Raw genomic sequence first — 14,779 nt, 5'->3', positions numbered from 1 at the left:
CGCGCAAATACCAACGAAAACACCGACGGGGATGTCGACGGGGTAGAGTCGACTGTTAGTCGACTGCTCTCGGCGGTCACCCGAAAAACCCGCGCTGCGCGTGATAGTCGACTGACAGTCGACTCTACCTGGGCTGTCGCTGCGGCATCCGGTAATGCCCGATGATGGCGTGCTGGAACAACAGGTTCTCTTCGCGCGTGCCGCGCGCGATGTTGTGCAGCACCAGCGGCGTGCCATTGGCCAGCCGCCGGTCGGAGACGATGCCCACGTGCAGCAGGCCGTTGCCGTTGAGCTTCCAGGCGACGATGTCGCCGGCCGCATAGTCGGTGGCGGCGGCCGTGATCGGTTGCTGCCAGCCCTGCCGTTCGAACCAGCGCATCAGGTTCGGCACACGGCGATGATCGATGTTGCGGTCCGGCCGTGACAGGCCCCAGATCGCGGGATAGGCACTGAAATTGCCGCGCATGTCTTCATGCACGCGCGCCTGCAGGTCCAGGCCCTGGCTGCGCAGGGCACGCACCACCACGTCGGTGCACACGCCGCGATCAACCGGAACGTCGCCGCCGGGATAGGCCAGCACCTGATAGGTAGGGTCGTAGCGGGTGGTGACGCCGACCTGTGCGCGCGCCGCTGCCACCAGCGGCGGCGAAGGCGCCTGCGGCTGCGATGGCGTGAGGCCGGCGTTTCCGCCGTCGGCGGGGGCCGGGGCCGAAGGGGGCTGGCAGCCGCTGGCCAGGGCCACCGTCAGCAGCAGCACCGTCCATGGTGCCCCACCGCGCCGCGTCATGCCTGCGGCGGGGGACTGTTGCTGCCGGGGCCCGCAGAGCCACCACCCGCGCCGCCGCCACGGCGACGACGACGGCGTGGGCCGCGGTTGCCCGGGGTGGCGGCCGGGGTGTTGCCGCCGCCCTGTTCCTTGCCCTGCGCCGATGCCGCCGGACGCTCGTGCGCCGGTCGCGCTGGCGGGCGTGCGTTGGGCACGGGTGCGGGGACATCGCGGCCCGGCACCTGCACCACGCGCAGTTCATCGGTATCGAGCTGGATCGCGGTCAGCTTGCCGCCCCAGACTGCGCCGGTGTCGATGGCATGCACGCCCTGGGTGATGGTCAGGCCCAGCGCCGACCAGTGGCCGCAGACGATCTTCAGGTCGCGCTCGACCCGGCCCGGCACTTCGAACCAGGGGTACAGTCCCTGTTCCTGCGTGCCCGGCGTGCCCTTGTCCTCGATGCCGATGCGCCCGCGCGGGGTGCAGTAGCGCATGCGGGTGAGCACATTGATGATCGCGCGTGAACGGTCGTAGCCGGACAGGTTCGGTGCCCAGCTCGGCTTGTCGCCGTACATGTTGCGGAACAGCTTGCGGTAGCCGGCACCGTGCAGTTGCGCCTCGACCTCGGCGGCATGCTTTTCGGCCATCTGCGTGGTCCACTTCGGCGCCAGGCCGGCGTGCACCATCATCCAGCCCAGTTCGCGGTCCACGTGCACCAGCTTCTGCAGGCGGAGCCAGTCCAGCAGTTCGTCGCGGTCCTCGGCCTGCACGATGCGCAGCAGGTCCGGGTTGACCTTGCGCTGTTCCTCTTCGGTGCGTGCACCGACGGCCAGCAGCGAAAGGTCATGGTTGCCCAGCACCACCACGCTGTGCTCGCGCAGCGAATGCACCAGCCGCAGCGTTTCCAGCGACTGGCCACCGCGGTTGACCAGGTCGCCGCAGAACCACAGGGTGTCCTGCGCCGGGTCGAAGCGGATCTTCTCCAGCAGCCGCTGGGTGACGTCATAGCAGCCCTGCAGGTCGCCGATCGCCCACACACTCATCGTCCGGCCTCCGTGTCAGTGCAGGGTACGCGGGATGGCCAGCACGAAAGGTGCGACCGGCGCGGCAAATTCGGTGCCGTCGTCGGCGACCATGTCGTAGTGGCCCTGCATGGTCCCGTGATCGGTCCCCAGCATGACACCGGACGTGTAATGGAAGTCTTCACCGGGACGCAGGCGTGGCTGCTCGCCGATCACCCCGTCGCCATCGACATGCTCGACGCGGCCGTTGGCATCGGTGATGCGCCAGTGGCGTGCGACCAGGCGCGCGGCAACACGCCCCTGGTTGTGGATGCGGATCGTGTAGGCGAACGCATAGCGTCCGTCTTCCGGCGCGGATTGATCGTCGAGGAAGCGCGGTGCGACTTCGACGGAGATGGCGTAAACGTCAGCGTCTTCCATACCGGCAGTGTAATCAGGAGGCATTGGCCAAAGCGATGAATTCGGCCACGTCCAGCTGTTCGGCGCGGGCATCGGGACGCACGCCGGCGGCAACGAACTGTTCGGCGGACACCACGTTGTTCAGGGCGTTGCGCAGGGTCTTGCGGCGCTGCCCGAAGGCGGCCTTGACCACCTCGGCGAAACGCTTGTGGTCGTTGATGTTGATCGTGGCCGGGTCACGCGGCACCAGCCGCACCACGGCCGAATCGACTTTCGGCGGCGGCCGGAACGCGCCCGGCGGCACCACGAACAGCGAGGTCACCTGGCAGTAGGCCTGCAGCATCACGCTGAGCCGGCCGTACACCTTGCTGCCGGGGCCGGCGGCCATGCGGTCGACCACTTCCTTCTGCAGCATGAAATGCATGTCGCGGATCACCGCGGCATGTTCCAGTGCATGGAACAGGATCGGCGAGGAGATGTTGTAGGGCAGGTTGCCGACCAGGCGGATCGGCTGGCCGGCGGCCAGCTCGGTGAAGTCCACGCGCAGCACGTCGCGGTGGACGATGGTCAGCTCGCCCAGCGGCTCGGCGGCGGCGGTCAGCGGCGCGATCAGGTCACGGTCGAACTCGATCACCGTCAGTTTCGGATGCACGCGCAGCAGCGGCAGCGTGATCGCGCCCTGGCCGGGACCGATCTCGACCAGGCGGTCACCGTCTTTCGGGTTGACCGCCATCACGATCTTGTCGATGTAGTGGCGGTCGGCCAGGAAATGCTGGCCAAGCTGCTTCTTGGCCGGGGCGGTGAACACCGGGCCGGAGGGGGAATGCGGGGAATTCATGCGCTCAGTGTACGTTGCCGCGCAAGCTGCGCACACAACGTCGTTGCCGCCTGCAGGCTGGAAGGATCGGCAACGCCACGGCCGGCAAGGTCCAGCGCGGTGCCGTGGTCCACTGCAACGCGTGGGTAGGGCAGGCCCAGGGTCAGGTTCACCGCCTGCTCGAAGCCCGAGTACTTCAGCACCGGCAGGCCCTGGTCGTGGTACATCGCCAGCACGGTGTCGAAGCCGGCCAGCTTGGCCGGCAGGAAGGCGGTATCGGCTGGCAGCGGCCCGATCAGGTCCATGCCCTCCGCGCGCAGGCGCTGCAGCAGCGGAATGATCCGGTCCAGTTCCTCGCGGCCCAGATGGCCGTCTTCGCCGGCGTGCGGGTTCAGGCCGAGCACGGCGATGCGTGGCGCGGGCAGGCCGAACTCGCGGCGCAGCGCGGCGTGCACGGTGCGAAGGGTGTGTTCCAGGCTGGGCGCGGTAATCGCGTCGGCCACCTCGCGCAGTGGCAGGTGGGTGGTGGCCAGGGCCACGCGCACGATGTGGTTGGCCAGCATCATCACCACCTTCACCCCAGCCTGGTCGGCCAGCAGTTCGGTGGTGCCGCTGTAGGCGATGCCGCCTTCGTTGATGACGGCCTTGTGCACCGGGCCGGTCACCACGCCGTGCAGTTCGCCTGACAGGCAGGCCTGGCCGGCACCGAGCAGGGCGCCGATGACCGCGCCGGCATTGGCCGGATCGGCCTGGCCGAAACGGCTCGGGGTGGCATTGGCAACCACGCGCAGGCGCAGGTCGCCGGGGACGCGCGCTTCGGCACCCTCGGGCAACAGTTGCAGCGGCAGGTTCAGCGCGGCCGCGGCCGCGCGCAGGGTGTCCGGGTCGGCGAAGGCCAGCAGCCGGCAATCTTCACGCGGCTGCTGGACGAGGCGGACGCACAGCTCCGGGCCGATCCCGGCGGGCTCGCCCGGTACCAGAGCGAGCTCGGGGCGCATCGATCAGGACTGCGGCGGCGTGGCGGTGTTTTCCGCGCGGTCGCCACTGCGGAAGCTGACGTAGGCTTCGCCGCGCAGTTCCTGCAGGAAGCGGTTGTACTCGTCTTCCAGCTTGCGGCGGCCAATGGTCTCGCGGACCTGGGCACGCTGGTTGTCGTTGGTCACGTCGGTCTGGCGAGTGGCCACGCGCTGCAGGATGTGCCAACCGGCATCGGTGCGGAACGGCTGGCTGACGCCGCCGTCCTGGATGGCGGCCACCTGCTGGCCAAAGGCCGGACCGAACGCATCGGCCGGGAACCAGCCCAGATCGCCGCCCTGGCCCTTGCTGTTGTTGTCCTCGGAGGACTCCTTGGCCACGGTTTCGAAGTCCGCGCCACCGGCAATGCGGGCACGCAGGGTATCGATCTTGGCTTTGGCGGCCGCGTCGGTCTGATGATCGTCCACGCGCACCAGGATGTGGCGACCGTGGTACTCGGTGACGGTGCTGGCGCCAGCGGTGGCGCTGGCATCACGCACTTCCACCAGCTTCAACAGCTGGAAGCCGCTGGGGCCGCGGATCGGGCCGACCACTTCGCCGGGCTTCATCTTTTCCATCATCTGCGCGAAGGCCTGCGGGATTTCATCCAGGCTGCGCCAGCCCAGGTCGCCGCCTTCCAGCGCATTGGGGCTGTCGGAATAGCGCACGGCCGCCGCGTTGAAGTCCAGCTCGCCCTTGTCCAGCAGGGCCTTGACGCCATCGGCCTTCTTCTGGCCGGTGGCGATCTGGTCGGCGTTGGCGCCGTCCGGCAACGCGACCAGGATGTGCGCCAGGTGGTACTGGTTGCCTACCGTGGCCTGCTGCTTCAGCGCGGCATCGACTTCACCCTCGCTGACGCTGATGCGGCTCTGCGCGAAGCTCTGGCGCAGGCGCTGCACGGTGATCTCATCACGCACCGATGCGCGGAAATCGTTGAAATCGATGCCGTCGTGGGCCAGGCGCTGGCGCAGGGCGTCCAGGTTCGAACCGTTCTGCTGGGCGATGGAGTTCATCGCCTGGTTCAGCTCCTGGTCGCTGACACGGATGCCGCTGCCCTGGGCGCGGGCCACCTGCAGCTTGACCAGCACCAGGCGCTCGAGCACCTGGCGGCTGAGCACGTCTTCCGGCGGCAGCTGGTTCTCCCGTCCGGCGTACTGCGCCTTGATGTTGGCGATCGCACGCTGGAGCTCGCTCTGCAGGATCACGTCCTCATCGACGACGGCGGCGATGCGGTCGAGCGGCTGCGCCTCCTGGGCAAGCACCTGCAGGGGGGCGGACACGCTGGACACCGCCAGCAGCGAGGCGAGTAGAACGGGGAAGCGCTTGGTCATGGGATCAGATTCGGATCGTAGTCATCGCGGGTCGCCCCGGTGTTGCTGGGCGGCACGAGATAGAGGTCGTCGCGGTTGTAGCCGAGGATAGCACGGCGCAGAGTGCGGTCCGTGTCCTGGCCGATGGAGCTCAGGCCCTTCAGGACGAACTCCACCTGGATGGAGTTGTTCATCTCGCCTTCGCGATTGCGGACATAGCGGCGGCCGACCACACGCACGGCCAGGCAGCAGCTGTCCCACTGGACACCGCCGATGATTTCCAGCGGCTCCTTGTCCTGCAGCGAGTAGTAATAGCGGCCGACCAGGCTCCAACGCGCATTCAGCGGGTACAGGAACGACAGGTCGGCCTGCTCCAGCAGGGTGCGGTCATGCTTGTTGGCACCGGGCAGAGCACCGGCATTGATGCGGTAGCGGTAGCTCAGGTTGACCACGCCGTCGTTGGGCATCAGGTAGCGGGCACGGACGCTGGCCAGATCCTCGCGCTTGTACTTCGGGTCCCACTGGTAGGTGGCGCCCAGGGTCCAGCGGTCGTTGATCATGTAGTTGCCGTCGGCGATCCAGGCTGACTTGCCCTTTTCCACCGGGGCGCCGCCGGGGGTGGTGGTCACCCGCGACTCATCGAAGTACTGGATCTGGCCGATCGAGGCCGAGAAACGTTCCTTGCCGGTGGTCTGGTCGATGAACCGGGTGCTCACCGCCAGGGTCAGCTGGTTGGCGTCGTTCTGGCGGTCGGCGCCGGTGTAGCGCGAGTCGCGGAACAGCTGGCCCCAGCTGAAGGTGAAGTCACGGGTGTCGAAGATCGGCAGCTCGTCCTGGTTGCGGTACGGCGTGCGCAGGTAGAACAGGCGCGGTTCCAGGGTCTGCAGGAACGACTTGCCGCGGATGCTGGTTTCGCGATCGAAGAACAGGCCGGCGTCGATGCTGCCGATCGGCAGGCTGCGGCTGGGCGAGGTATTGCCGCGCAGCTGCTCGGGCGTGGCCGTGTTCGGGTCGATGCCCTGCGAACGCAGGATCTGGGCCTGGATGCCTCTCACACCATCCACCAGACCTCGGTCCAGCTGATAGGCGGTGTAGCGGTAGGCCAGGGTCGGGGTCACGTACCAGGCCGCGCCGCTGATCGGGAACGACACATACGGCTTCACGTCCAATCGCGAACCACCGCTGACACCGACGCCGTCGGTCCACTGCACTCCGTTGCGGGTGTACTGCAGATCCTTACCGGTGCCGACGGCGTTTTTGAAGTTGATGTCGTCGTGGGTGAAGCGCACCGCTTCGGCGTAGATGCCGGCTTCCAGCCAGGGCCGGACCGGCTTGTCCCAGTTGAAGTACAGGCGCGGCTGGCGGTTGTAGGGCAGGGCGCGCTCGTCGAGCGTGTAGTCGGTCAGCTGCCAGCGGTCGGCCATGATGCCGGCCGTCCAGTTCGTGCCGGTGCCATACAGGCCCACCGTGCTCTGCAGGTTGGAGGCGGTCACCCCCACCAGGCGGTTGGCGAAATCCTCGACATAGCGCTCGTCGCTGACCCAGGCCAGGTTGGCGCGGGCCTGCCAGTGGCTGTCCACGTTGTGGTAGCCGGTGAACATCACCCGGCCGCGGTCACGGTCACGCAGGCGGTCGTTGGGCATGAACGAGGTCAACACCTCGCCGCGGCCGCCGTTGTAGAGGTAGCGGAACTCGTTGTCGAGCAGCAGGCCGCGCCGGCTCATGTAGCGCGGGGTCAGCGTGTCGTCGTAGTTCGGCGCCAGGTTGAAGTAGATCGGCTGGGCGTAGTCGAAGCCGTTGCGCCCGGACATGCCCAGCTGCGGGAACAGCAGGCCGGTCTTGCGGCGGTCATCGATCGGGAACTTGAAGTACGGCGCCCACAGCACCGGCACCTTGCCGATGCGCAGCACGGCGTTGCGCGCGGTGCCGAAGCCCTCGTCGTTGTCCACTTCGATCTGCGGCGCCGACAGCTTCCACACCGGCTGCGAGGGGTCGCAGGTGGTGTAGGTGGAGCGGTGCATCTGGCCGACCGCACCCTGCAGGTCGACCGACTCGGCATCGCCGTTGCCCCGGCGCGACACCAGCTGGTACTTGATGTCGGAGATCTTGTGGGTATCGCTTTCCTGGTTGCCTTCGGCACGCTTGGCGACCATCCGGATCGACCCGTCCTGGTAGCGGACATTGCCGTCGGCGATGTAGTTGCCGGTCTCGGTGTCGAAGCTGAGCTTGTCGGTACCGACGAACTGGTCACCCCGGCGCAGCGCCACGTTGCCCTCGTACTGCGGCACGGTGGTGGTGCCCAGCAGCTGGTCACCCTCGATGTCGGTCGGCTGCTGCTCGCGGGCGGCCGCGGCGGCAGCCTTGTCCTGGGCCGGAACCGGGGTGGGGGCGTCAGTGAACGCGGGAATGACGTCGGTGGCCGGGCACAGGCCCCAGTTGAGCGGCTTTTCATCGGCCATCGCCGGCAGGCTGATGGCGATGCTCAGAGGCAGGGGAAGCAGGCGGAGGGCTCGGCGCACGCGGTTCGGATTCGGGCGAAAACGGACGGTAGCTTGCCCCATCCCTTGCATAGGGGCAATGAAGGACGCCGGAGCCTGCCGGTTCGGGTTCATCCGGCGGAGGTGCCCACGGACGGCGTGAGCAGGGTCTGGACATGGGCCACGCTGCACTCGGCCAGGGCCTGCAGGTCGTAGCCACCCTCCAGCATCGAGACCATCCGGCCGGCCGCGTGACGGCGTGCCAGCGCGTGCAGTTCACCGGTGATCCAGGCGAAATCGTCGGTCTCCAGCATCAGGTCCGCCTGCGGATCACGCAGGTGGGCGTCGAAGCCGGCCGAGATCAGCAGCAGCTGCGGGCGGAAGTCGTCGATGGCCGGCAGCATCTCGTCGGCCCAGACATTGCGGAAGCGGAAGCCACCGCTGCCCGGCGGCAGCAGGATGTTCATCAGGTTGCCGGCACCGCGGTCACGGCGCAGGCCGGAATTGGGGAACAGCCCGGCCTGGTGGGTGCTGTAGTACGAGACCCGGGCGTCGTGCTGGAAGATGTCCTGGGTGCCGTTGCCGTGGTGGACGTCGAAGTCGACCACCGCGATCCGTTCCAGGCCGTGGCGGTCGCGGGCATAGGCGGCGGCGATGGCGATGTTGTTGAGCAGGCAGAAGCCCATCGCCGTGCTGCTGGTGGCGTGGTGGCCCGGCGGGCGTACCGCGCAGAAGGCCAGCGGGTCGTCGCCCAGCATCACCGCATCGACCGCGGCCACGCCGGCACCGGCGGCGTGCACGGCGGCGCTGGCCGAGCCGGGTGAGGTCCAGGTGTCCATGTCCAGCTGGCGCAGCGGTGCGGTCTGCGGTTGCAGCACGAAGTCGAGCAGGGCGCTGTCGTGGACCCGGGTCAGTTCACCGAACTTGGCCGGTGGCGCTTCGCGCCACTCCAGCTGGCCGGGGAACGCGGTGTGCAGCGCGTCCAGCACATGCTGCAGGCGTTGCGGGCACTCGGGATGGCCCGGACCGGGGTCGTGCAGCAGGCAGGACGGATGGGTGTAGACCAGCATCGTGCAGGCTCAGCGCTGGCGCTGCTGTGGTTGCCACAGCGCTTCGCCCTGGCCGTCGGCGCGGGCCAGCACCCGGGCCAGCACGAACAACAGGTCCGACAACCGGTTCAGGTACTGCAACGCCTCGCTGCGCACGGCCTCGTGGCGGGCCAGGGTGACCGTTTCGCGCTCGGCGCGGCGGACGATGGTGCGGGCCAGATGGCAGCGCGCGGCGGCTTCGCCGCCGGCCGGCAGGATGAATTCCTTCAGCATCGGCAGGTCGGCGTTGTAATGGTCCAGCTGCTGTTCCAGGGCGGAGACATCGGCGGCGTGGATCGCGGCGTGGCCGGGGATGCACAGTTCGGCGCCCAGGTCGAACAACTGGTGCTGCAGATGCACCACCAGCGCGCGCACATCCTCGGGCAGGGGCACGGCCAGCAGCAGGCCGAGCGCGGCATTGGCCTCGTCGACGGTGCCGTAGGACGCCACCCGGGCGTCATCCTTGGGCACGCGCTGGCCGTCACCGAGGCCGGTACTGCCGTCGTCGCCGGTGCGGGTGTAGATGCGCGAGAGGCGATGACCCATGTCGCGGCTCAGTGGCGGATGTCGCGGCGGGCCTGCTGGAGCTTCAACACCTGCTCCACGGCCAGCTGCAGGGCGGCGGCCAGCGCCACGTAGATCGCCGTGGTGCGCAGGTAGGGGCCGAACCACTGCGCGTAGTTCTGTGCCCAGCCAGCCAGGGTCGGCTCGGCCACGTTGCTGCTGGTCCAGTAGAAGCCGCCCTGCGCCAGCAGGTGGCAGACCGCCACCGAGGCGACCAGCAGCAGCGCGCCCTTGGCCAGTACCGGCCAGCGCGCGCTCTGGTAGTTGCGGCCCAGCAGCATGCCGCCGGCCCACAGCGAGAAATAGGCCGGCAGCAGCAGCCAGTAGCCCGGCGACACGCAGTAGTGCTGCCAGAAGTCCAGGCCGCTGCTGCGGATCACGATCCAGTCCACCAGCACCGCGAACACCATCAGCAGCGGGAACGCCCAGCGCGTCCAGCGGGCCAGGTAGAAGCCACCGATGAAGAACACCGCCCATGAGGCATCGGGGATCGCCGCGAAGTGATTGACACGGGTCGCTGCCAGCACCAGAACGAGCACGGACAGGACGAAGGCGCGGTTGGCAGTGTCGGACATGGTGGCGGGCCCGGAGCGGATTCAGGTTTCATTCTAGCCCGCCGCGCGGATTGGCGCAGGACCGGCCGTTCGGCGTACAGACGGGGCGAGCGCGTATCATGAACGCATGAGTGAACGACATGACGTGCTGATTGTCGGTGGTGGCCTGGTCGGCGCCAGCCTGGCCATTGCCCTGGACCGCCTCGGCCGCGACGTGGGCCTGCTCGAGGCCAGCCCGGCCGGCGAGCTGCCGGCGGTGTTCGACCAGCGCAATCTCAGTTTCGCCGCTGCCACCGTCAATGCGCTGACCGCGCTGGGGGTGATGCAGAAGCTGGCGATGGCACCGGGCCCGATCCGGCGCATCCACGTCAGCCGTGCCGGCGATTTCGGCCGTGTGCAGCTGGAAGCGGCCGATTACGACCGGCCTTGGTTCGGCCAGGTGGTGGTCGCCCGCGACTTCGGCCAGGCGCTGGAAGCGCGGCTTCAGGAGCTGCCGCGGCTGCGCCGTTACCGGCCGATGCGGTTCCTGGGCCTGGGTGAAGTGGTCGACGGCTACCGCCAGGTGCGGGTCGCCGATGAGGCCGGCGAGCGCGTATTGCTGGCACGGCTGGTGGTGGGTGCCGACGGTACGACCAGTGGCGTGCGTGGTGCACTGGGCATCGAGGTCGACCGCCATGATTTCCAGCAGACCCTGTTCGTGGCCCGTGTACGCAGCCAGCGCGCGCCGGATGGCACCGCGTGGGAGCGTTTCACCGATACCGGCCCGACGGCCCTGCTGCCGCGCGGCGATCGTCACTTCGGCACCGTGCATGGTGTTGCGCGCGACCAGGCCGATGCGGTGATGGCACTGGACGATGCCGCCTGGCTGCAACGCCTGCAGAACGCGATCGGCTGGCGTGCCGGCCGCCTGCTCGAGTCCGGCCCGCGCAGCGCCTACCCGCTCATCCAGGTGCTGGCGCGCGCGCTGGCCGGTGAGCGCACGGTGCTGCTGGGCAATGCCGCGCAGACCATTCATCCGCTGGGTGCACAGGGCTTCAACCTGGGCCTGCGCGATGCGCTGACCCTGGCCGAGCTGCTGGAGGATGCGCATGAAGATGCCGGCAGTGATGCACTGCTGCAGGCCTATGTCGCGCGCCGCGAGGAAGATCGCCGCCAGACGGTGGCGTTCTCCGGCGGCCTGGCGCGCCTGACCAGCAACCCGGCGCCGCTGATGCGGCCGCTGCGCAGCCTCGGCCTGGTGGCCGCGCAACGCGCATCGGTGCAGTCGATGCTGGTCGGTGGCGCGATGGGCTTCCGCGGCGAAGTGCCGCGCCTGTGCCGCGGAGAAGCCGCATGAGCCGGCGCATGCGCCTTGATGTGGCCATCGTCGGTGGTGGCGTGGTCGGTGCCGCGTGCGCGCTGGCGCTGGCCGATGCCGGCCTGTCGGTTGCGCTGGTGGAAGGTCGTGAGCCCGCGCCGTGGCAGGCCGCACAGCCTGACCTGCGCGTGTTCGCCTTCGCTGCTGACAACGTACAACTGTTGAACCGCCTGGGCGTGTGGCCGGCGATCGTGCAGGCCCGCGCCTGGCCCTACCGGCGCATGCAGGTGTGGGATGCGGCCGGTGGCGAAGATCTGCTGTTCGATGCCGATCGCTTCGGCCGTCGTGAACTGGGCTACATCGTCGAGAACGGCCTGCTGCAGGATCGGCTGTGGGCGGCGTTGCCGGCGGCGGGCGTGCAGCTGCACTGCCCGGCGCGGGTGGAAGCGCTGGAGCAGGACGACGACGGCGTGCGCCTGCGCCTGGATGACGGTCGTCGCCTGGAAGCGGCGTTGGCGGTGGCCGCCGACGGCGCCGAATCGACCCTGCGCCAACTGGCCGGGATCGAGGTTGAAAAGCATGACTACCACCAGCGTGGCGTGGTGGCCTACGTGGACAGCGATCTTCCCAACCAGGCCACCGCCTGGCAGCGTTTCCTGCCGAGCGGGCCGCTGGCGCTGCTGCCGGTGGCCGAGCGCCGCAGCTCGATCGTCTGGACCCTGCCCGAGGACGAGGCGGCGCGCGTGCTGGCGCTGGACGAAGACAGCTTCAACCGCGAACTGACCCGCGCCTTCGCGGCGCGGTTGGGTGAGCTGCGGCTGGCATCACCGCGCGCAGCCTTCCCGCTGCGCCGCCAGCTGGCCCGTCACTACGTGGCCGGCCGCGTGCTGGCATTGGGTGATGCCGCGCACGTGGTGCATCCGCTGGCCGGGCAGGGCGTGAACCTGGGCCTGCGCGATGTGGCCGCCCTGCAGCAGTGGCTGGCGCCGTCGGCCGAGCGCCGTGGCCAGCCGCGGCTGTCGCCGCAGCGCCTGCAGCGCTGGGCACGCGAACGGCGCAGCGACAACCACATCGCCGCCTACAGCTTCGATGCGATCAACCGCCTGTTCTCCAACGACGAAATGCACCTGACCCTGGCCCGCGGCCGGGCGCTGGGCTGCGTCGGCAAATGGCCACCGCTGGTGCAGGCATTCTGGAAGCGCGCCGCCGGGGTGTAGCAGAATGCAAACCGCTCTGGTGGGTGCCCGACGTCAGTAGATCCACGCCATGCGTGGATGAAGATCGCGCTGGATCAAAAAAGGGGACGGAGGGGATTAAGTCGTTTGTGCCACAAACGACTTAATCCCCTCCGTCCCCTTTTTCAGTCGACCAGCCAGCCGGCCAGGTCGGCACGATCCAGCTTGCCGCGACGCTTCACGTCCAACGCATTGAACTCATCGGCCAGCGCCGGATTCGCCTGCGCTTCCTCGCGGCTGATGAAACCATCGCCGTTCACATCCAGCGCAGCGAAGTGGATGCGGTACTGGCCAACCACGCTGCTCGGTTCCAGCGAACGCACGGTCACCTGCGCCTCGCCGGCCGGCTGCGGAATCTCGACGCTGCCGCTGACCCGGCCCGCATCCAGCGGTTGCTGGCGGATCGCGCCGCCGGTGGGGCCCAACGGCTGGCTTTGTGCCGGGGTGTGCGGCAATTGCTGGGCCACCGCTGGTGCGGCGGCCAGCAGGGTGATCAGCAGCGGAATCGTTCGATGTCGCATGGATGCTCCTCCCTCTGCAGCGCCGGGGTATGCCCGGCGGACGTGATGGCCTCAGCGCAGTGGCGACGCCAGTACGGTGATCTCCTCACGGTCGTGATAGAGCTGCTTGGCACGCACCACCAGCGGCTTGCCGGCCTGGTCCTGGAACAGGTCCAGGCACAGGCGGGTTTCGTCCCAGCGCTTCTTCATCGGCAGCTTCAGGTTGAAGATCGCGTGCCGGCACCAGCCTTCGCGGAACCAGGTGGCCATGCGTTCGGCCACGCGGCGCGGCTGCTCGACCATGTCGCAGACCATCCAGTCCAGCGGCTGTTCCGGATGCCAGTGGAAGCCATCGGCGCGCAGGTGCTCGACCAGGCCGGTGTCCAGCACGTGCTGGCGCAGCGGGCCGTTGTCGATGCTCAACACGTGCATGTGCTGGCGGGTCAGCACCCAGGTCCAGCCGCCGGGGGCGGCACCCAGGTCGGCCGCACGCATGCCGGGCTTGGCCAGTGCTTCGCGTTCTTCCGGCGTCAGCAGGGTCAGCAGTGCTTCGTCCAGCTTCAGTGCCGAACGCGAAGGCGCTTCGGGCAGCAGCTTCAGGCGCGGGATGCCCAGTGCCCACGGCGCGCTGTCGGCCGGGTCGGCCACGCAGACGAAGGCGTGGGTGCCGTCGACGAACACCACGTGCAGGCGCGGCAGGCGGTTGTTCGGCTTGTCAGTCAGCTTGCCGGCCTTGCGCAGCGCCGGGCGCAGTGCGTTGCCGAAGGCGCGGGCCAACCCGGACAGCGGCTTGCCGGCGTCCGAGTCCGGGTGTTCCACCCACAGGTCGCCGAAGCGTGGCGCATCGGCCAGCACGTCGAGCATCGGGGTAATGCGGTCGGCCGGGTCCAGCTGCGGCAGCTCGGCCAGCACCACCAGCTTCTGCCGCGCGAAGATCAGCTCGCGCCAGCGCAGGCGCGGCGCCAGCGCGGCGGCTTCGTCGCACATGAAAAGCACGTAGCCGTCATTGCGCTGGGTACGCGCATAACCTGCGAACCCGGCTTCGCCGGCGCGGAACTGCAGCTCGCCGGCCAGCTCGGGCTCGAAGCCCTGCCGGCACAGGCACAGCAGGCCGATGCCAGTTTCAGTAACGGGCGCCATCGCTTTCCCCATAGGCGCGCAGCACGCTGCGCGCGGCGTCGCGGTTCAGGCCCTGCACCACTTCGATGCCACGCTTGTTGAGCTCGCCGACCCAGTCGGCCGGCAGCGGGCCTTCATCGAACGGGGTCAGTTCCTCGACGTCGGCCGAGTTGGCACCGATCAGCAGGCGGTCGATGCCCGCCCACACGGTAGCGCCATAGCACTGGCAGCACGGCTGCGAACTGGTGGCCAGGGTGACCGGCGACAGCACCGCGTTCAGGCGCGGGGTCTGCAGGCGCTGCTGGGCCAGCATGTAGGCCATGTTCTCGGCGTGCGCCAGCGAGGTCGCGTGCGGCATCACCCGGTTCACGCCGGCGGCGATGACCTTGTCGTCCGGTCCGAACACCACGGCACCGAACGGACCGCCACTGGCGTGCTCGACGTTCAGCCGCGACAGCTCGATCGCCAGCGCGACCTTGGCCTCATCGCCCGGATATCGACGATCCAGGTCGATCTGGTCGTGGATCCAGGCGGGAAGGGTCAGGTGGACTTGCGCGTACAGCATCGCGGGGGTGCCTCGTGTGGGATGGGAAAAAGTGCGGTTGCTTGGGGAACCG

At 68.7% G+C, this 14,779-nt stretch carries 15 protein-coding genes; 2 read left to right on the top strand and 13 right to left on the bottom strand.

Annotated features, from left to right (window positions below; all coding sequences use genetic code 11):
* Positions 1–124 precede the first annotated feature (124 nt).
* From AC5P78_RS16285 to AC5P78_RS16240, 10 genes are all read right to left on the bottom strand, one after another.
* Complete coding sequence (locus AC5P78_RS16285) at positions 125–787, bottom strand: DUF1287 domain-containing protein (RefSeq protein ID WP_062607764.1); 663 nt, start codon at positions 785–787, stop codon at positions 125–127.
* Positions 784–1,809, bottom strand: coding sequence for a symmetrical bis(5'-nucleosyl)-tetraphosphatase (locus AC5P78_RS16280; protein ID WP_005412296.1), 1,026 nt, complete (start codon positions 1,807–1,809; stop codon positions 784–786). The genes AC5P78_RS16285 and AC5P78_RS16280 overlap by 4 nt, the downstream gene beginning before the upstream one ends.
* 15 nt (positions 1,810–1,824) lie before the next feature.
* The gene (apaG, locus tag AC5P78_RS16275) at positions 1,825–2,208 is read right to left on the bottom strand and encodes a Co2+/Mg2+ efflux facilitator ApaG/CorD (RefSeq protein WP_005412297.1); all 384 of its coding nucleotides are present in this window, start codon (positions 2,206–2,208) and stop codon (positions 1,825–1,827) included.
* A gap of 13 nt (positions 2,209–2,221) precedes the next feature.
* Positions 2,222–3,025: a 16S rRNA (adenine(1518)-N(6)/adenine(1519)-N(6))-dimethyltransferase RsmA gene (gene rsmA / locus AC5P78_RS16270; RefSeq protein WP_005408139.1), complete on the bottom strand. Its 804-nt coding sequence runs from the start codon at positions 3,023–3,025 to the stop codon at positions 2,222–2,224.
* Positions 3,022–4,002: a 4-hydroxythreonine-4-phosphate dehydrogenase PdxA gene (pdxA, locus tag AC5P78_RS16265; protein ID WP_099498191.1), complete on the bottom strand. Its 981-nt coding sequence runs from the start codon at positions 4,000–4,002 to the stop codon at positions 3,022–3,024. The genes rsmA and pdxA overlap by 4 nt, the downstream gene beginning before the upstream one ends.
* Before the next feature lie 3 nt (positions 4,003–4,005).
* The gene (locus AC5P78_RS16260; RefSeq protein WP_005408141.1) at positions 4,006–5,349 is read right to left on the bottom strand and encodes a peptidylprolyl isomerase; all 1,344 of its coding nucleotides are present in this window, start codon (positions 5,347–5,349) and stop codon (positions 4,006–4,008) included.
* The gene (lptD, locus tag AC5P78_RS16255; RefSeq protein ID WP_080334831.1) at positions 5,346–7,847 is read right to left on the bottom strand and encodes an LPS-assembly protein LptD; all 2,502 of its coding nucleotides are present in this window, start codon (positions 7,845–7,847) and stop codon (positions 5,346–5,348) included. Before lptD ends, AC5P78_RS16260 begins: the two co-directional genes overlap by 4 nt.
* 89 nt (positions 7,848–7,936) lie before the next feature.
* On the bottom strand, positions 7,937–8,875 hold the full coding sequence (locus AC5P78_RS16250; RefSeq protein WP_138969801.1) for a histone deacetylase family protein: 939 nt from the start codon (positions 8,873–8,875) through the stop codon (positions 7,937–7,939).
* A gap of 9 nt (positions 8,876–8,884) precedes the next feature.
* Positions 8,885–9,439, bottom strand: coding sequence for a cob(I)yrinic acid a,c-diamide adenosyltransferase (locus AC5P78_RS16245; RefSeq protein ID WP_005408144.1), 555 nt, complete (start codon positions 9,437–9,439; stop codon positions 8,885–8,887).
* A gap of 8 nt (positions 9,440–9,447) precedes the next feature.
* A complete protein-coding gene (locus AC5P78_RS16240; RefSeq protein WP_005408145.1) occupies positions 9,448–10,032 on the bottom strand; it encodes a hypothetical protein in 585 nt (194 codons plus the stop codon).
* 106 nt (positions 10,033–10,138) lie between these two features.
* Between AC5P78_RS16240 and ubiH the strand changes: the two genes are divergently transcribed.
* Both ubiH and AC5P78_RS16230 read left to right on the top strand, forming a co-directional pair.
* Positions 10,139–11,347 carry a 2-octaprenyl-6-methoxyphenyl hydroxylase gene (gene ubiH / locus AC5P78_RS16235; protein WP_005412303.1) on the top strand — a complete coding sequence of 403 codons (1,209 nt, stop codon included), beginning with the start codon at positions 10,139–10,141 and terminating at the stop codon, positions 11,345–11,347.
* Positions 11,344–12,525: a UbiH/UbiF family hydroxylase gene (locus AC5P78_RS16230; RefSeq protein WP_005412304.1), complete on the top strand. Its 1,182-nt coding sequence runs from the start codon at positions 11,344–11,346 to the stop codon at positions 12,523–12,525. Before ubiH ends, AC5P78_RS16230 begins: the two co-directional genes overlap by 4 nt.
* A gap of 143 nt (positions 12,526–12,668) precedes the next feature.
* Here AC5P78_RS16230 and AC5P78_RS16225 read toward each other — a convergent pair whose 3' ends face one another.
* The 3 genes from AC5P78_RS16225 to AC5P78_RS16215 are packed head-to-tail and all read right to left on the bottom strand — an operon-like array spanning position 12,669 to position 14,727.
* Positions 12,669–13,064 (bottom strand): EF-hand domain-containing protein, encoded by a 396-nt coding sequence (locus tag AC5P78_RS16225; RefSeq protein ID WP_005408148.1) that lies wholly within the window; start codon positions 13,062–13,064, stop codon positions 12,669–12,671.
* Between the two features lie 51 nt (positions 13,065–13,115).
* Entirely contained in the window at positions 13,116–14,183 is a 1,068-nt protein-coding gene (gene rlmM / locus AC5P78_RS16220) for a 23S rRNA (cytidine(2498)-2'-O)-methyltransferase RlmM (RefSeq protein WP_005408149.1), read from the bottom strand.
* The gene (locus AC5P78_RS16215; RefSeq protein ID WP_004154307.1) at positions 14,167–14,727 is read right to left on the bottom strand and encodes a nucleoside deaminase; all 561 of its coding nucleotides are present in this window, start codon (positions 14,725–14,727) and stop codon (positions 14,167–14,169) included. Before AC5P78_RS16215 ends, rlmM begins: the two co-directional genes overlap by 17 nt.
* Positions 14,728–14,779 lie beyond the last annotated feature (52 nt).

Source organism: Stenotrophomonas sp. YJH_SMC_133 (assembly GCF_059370655.1).
This window is presented reverse-complemented; position numbering and strand designations above follow the sequence as displayed.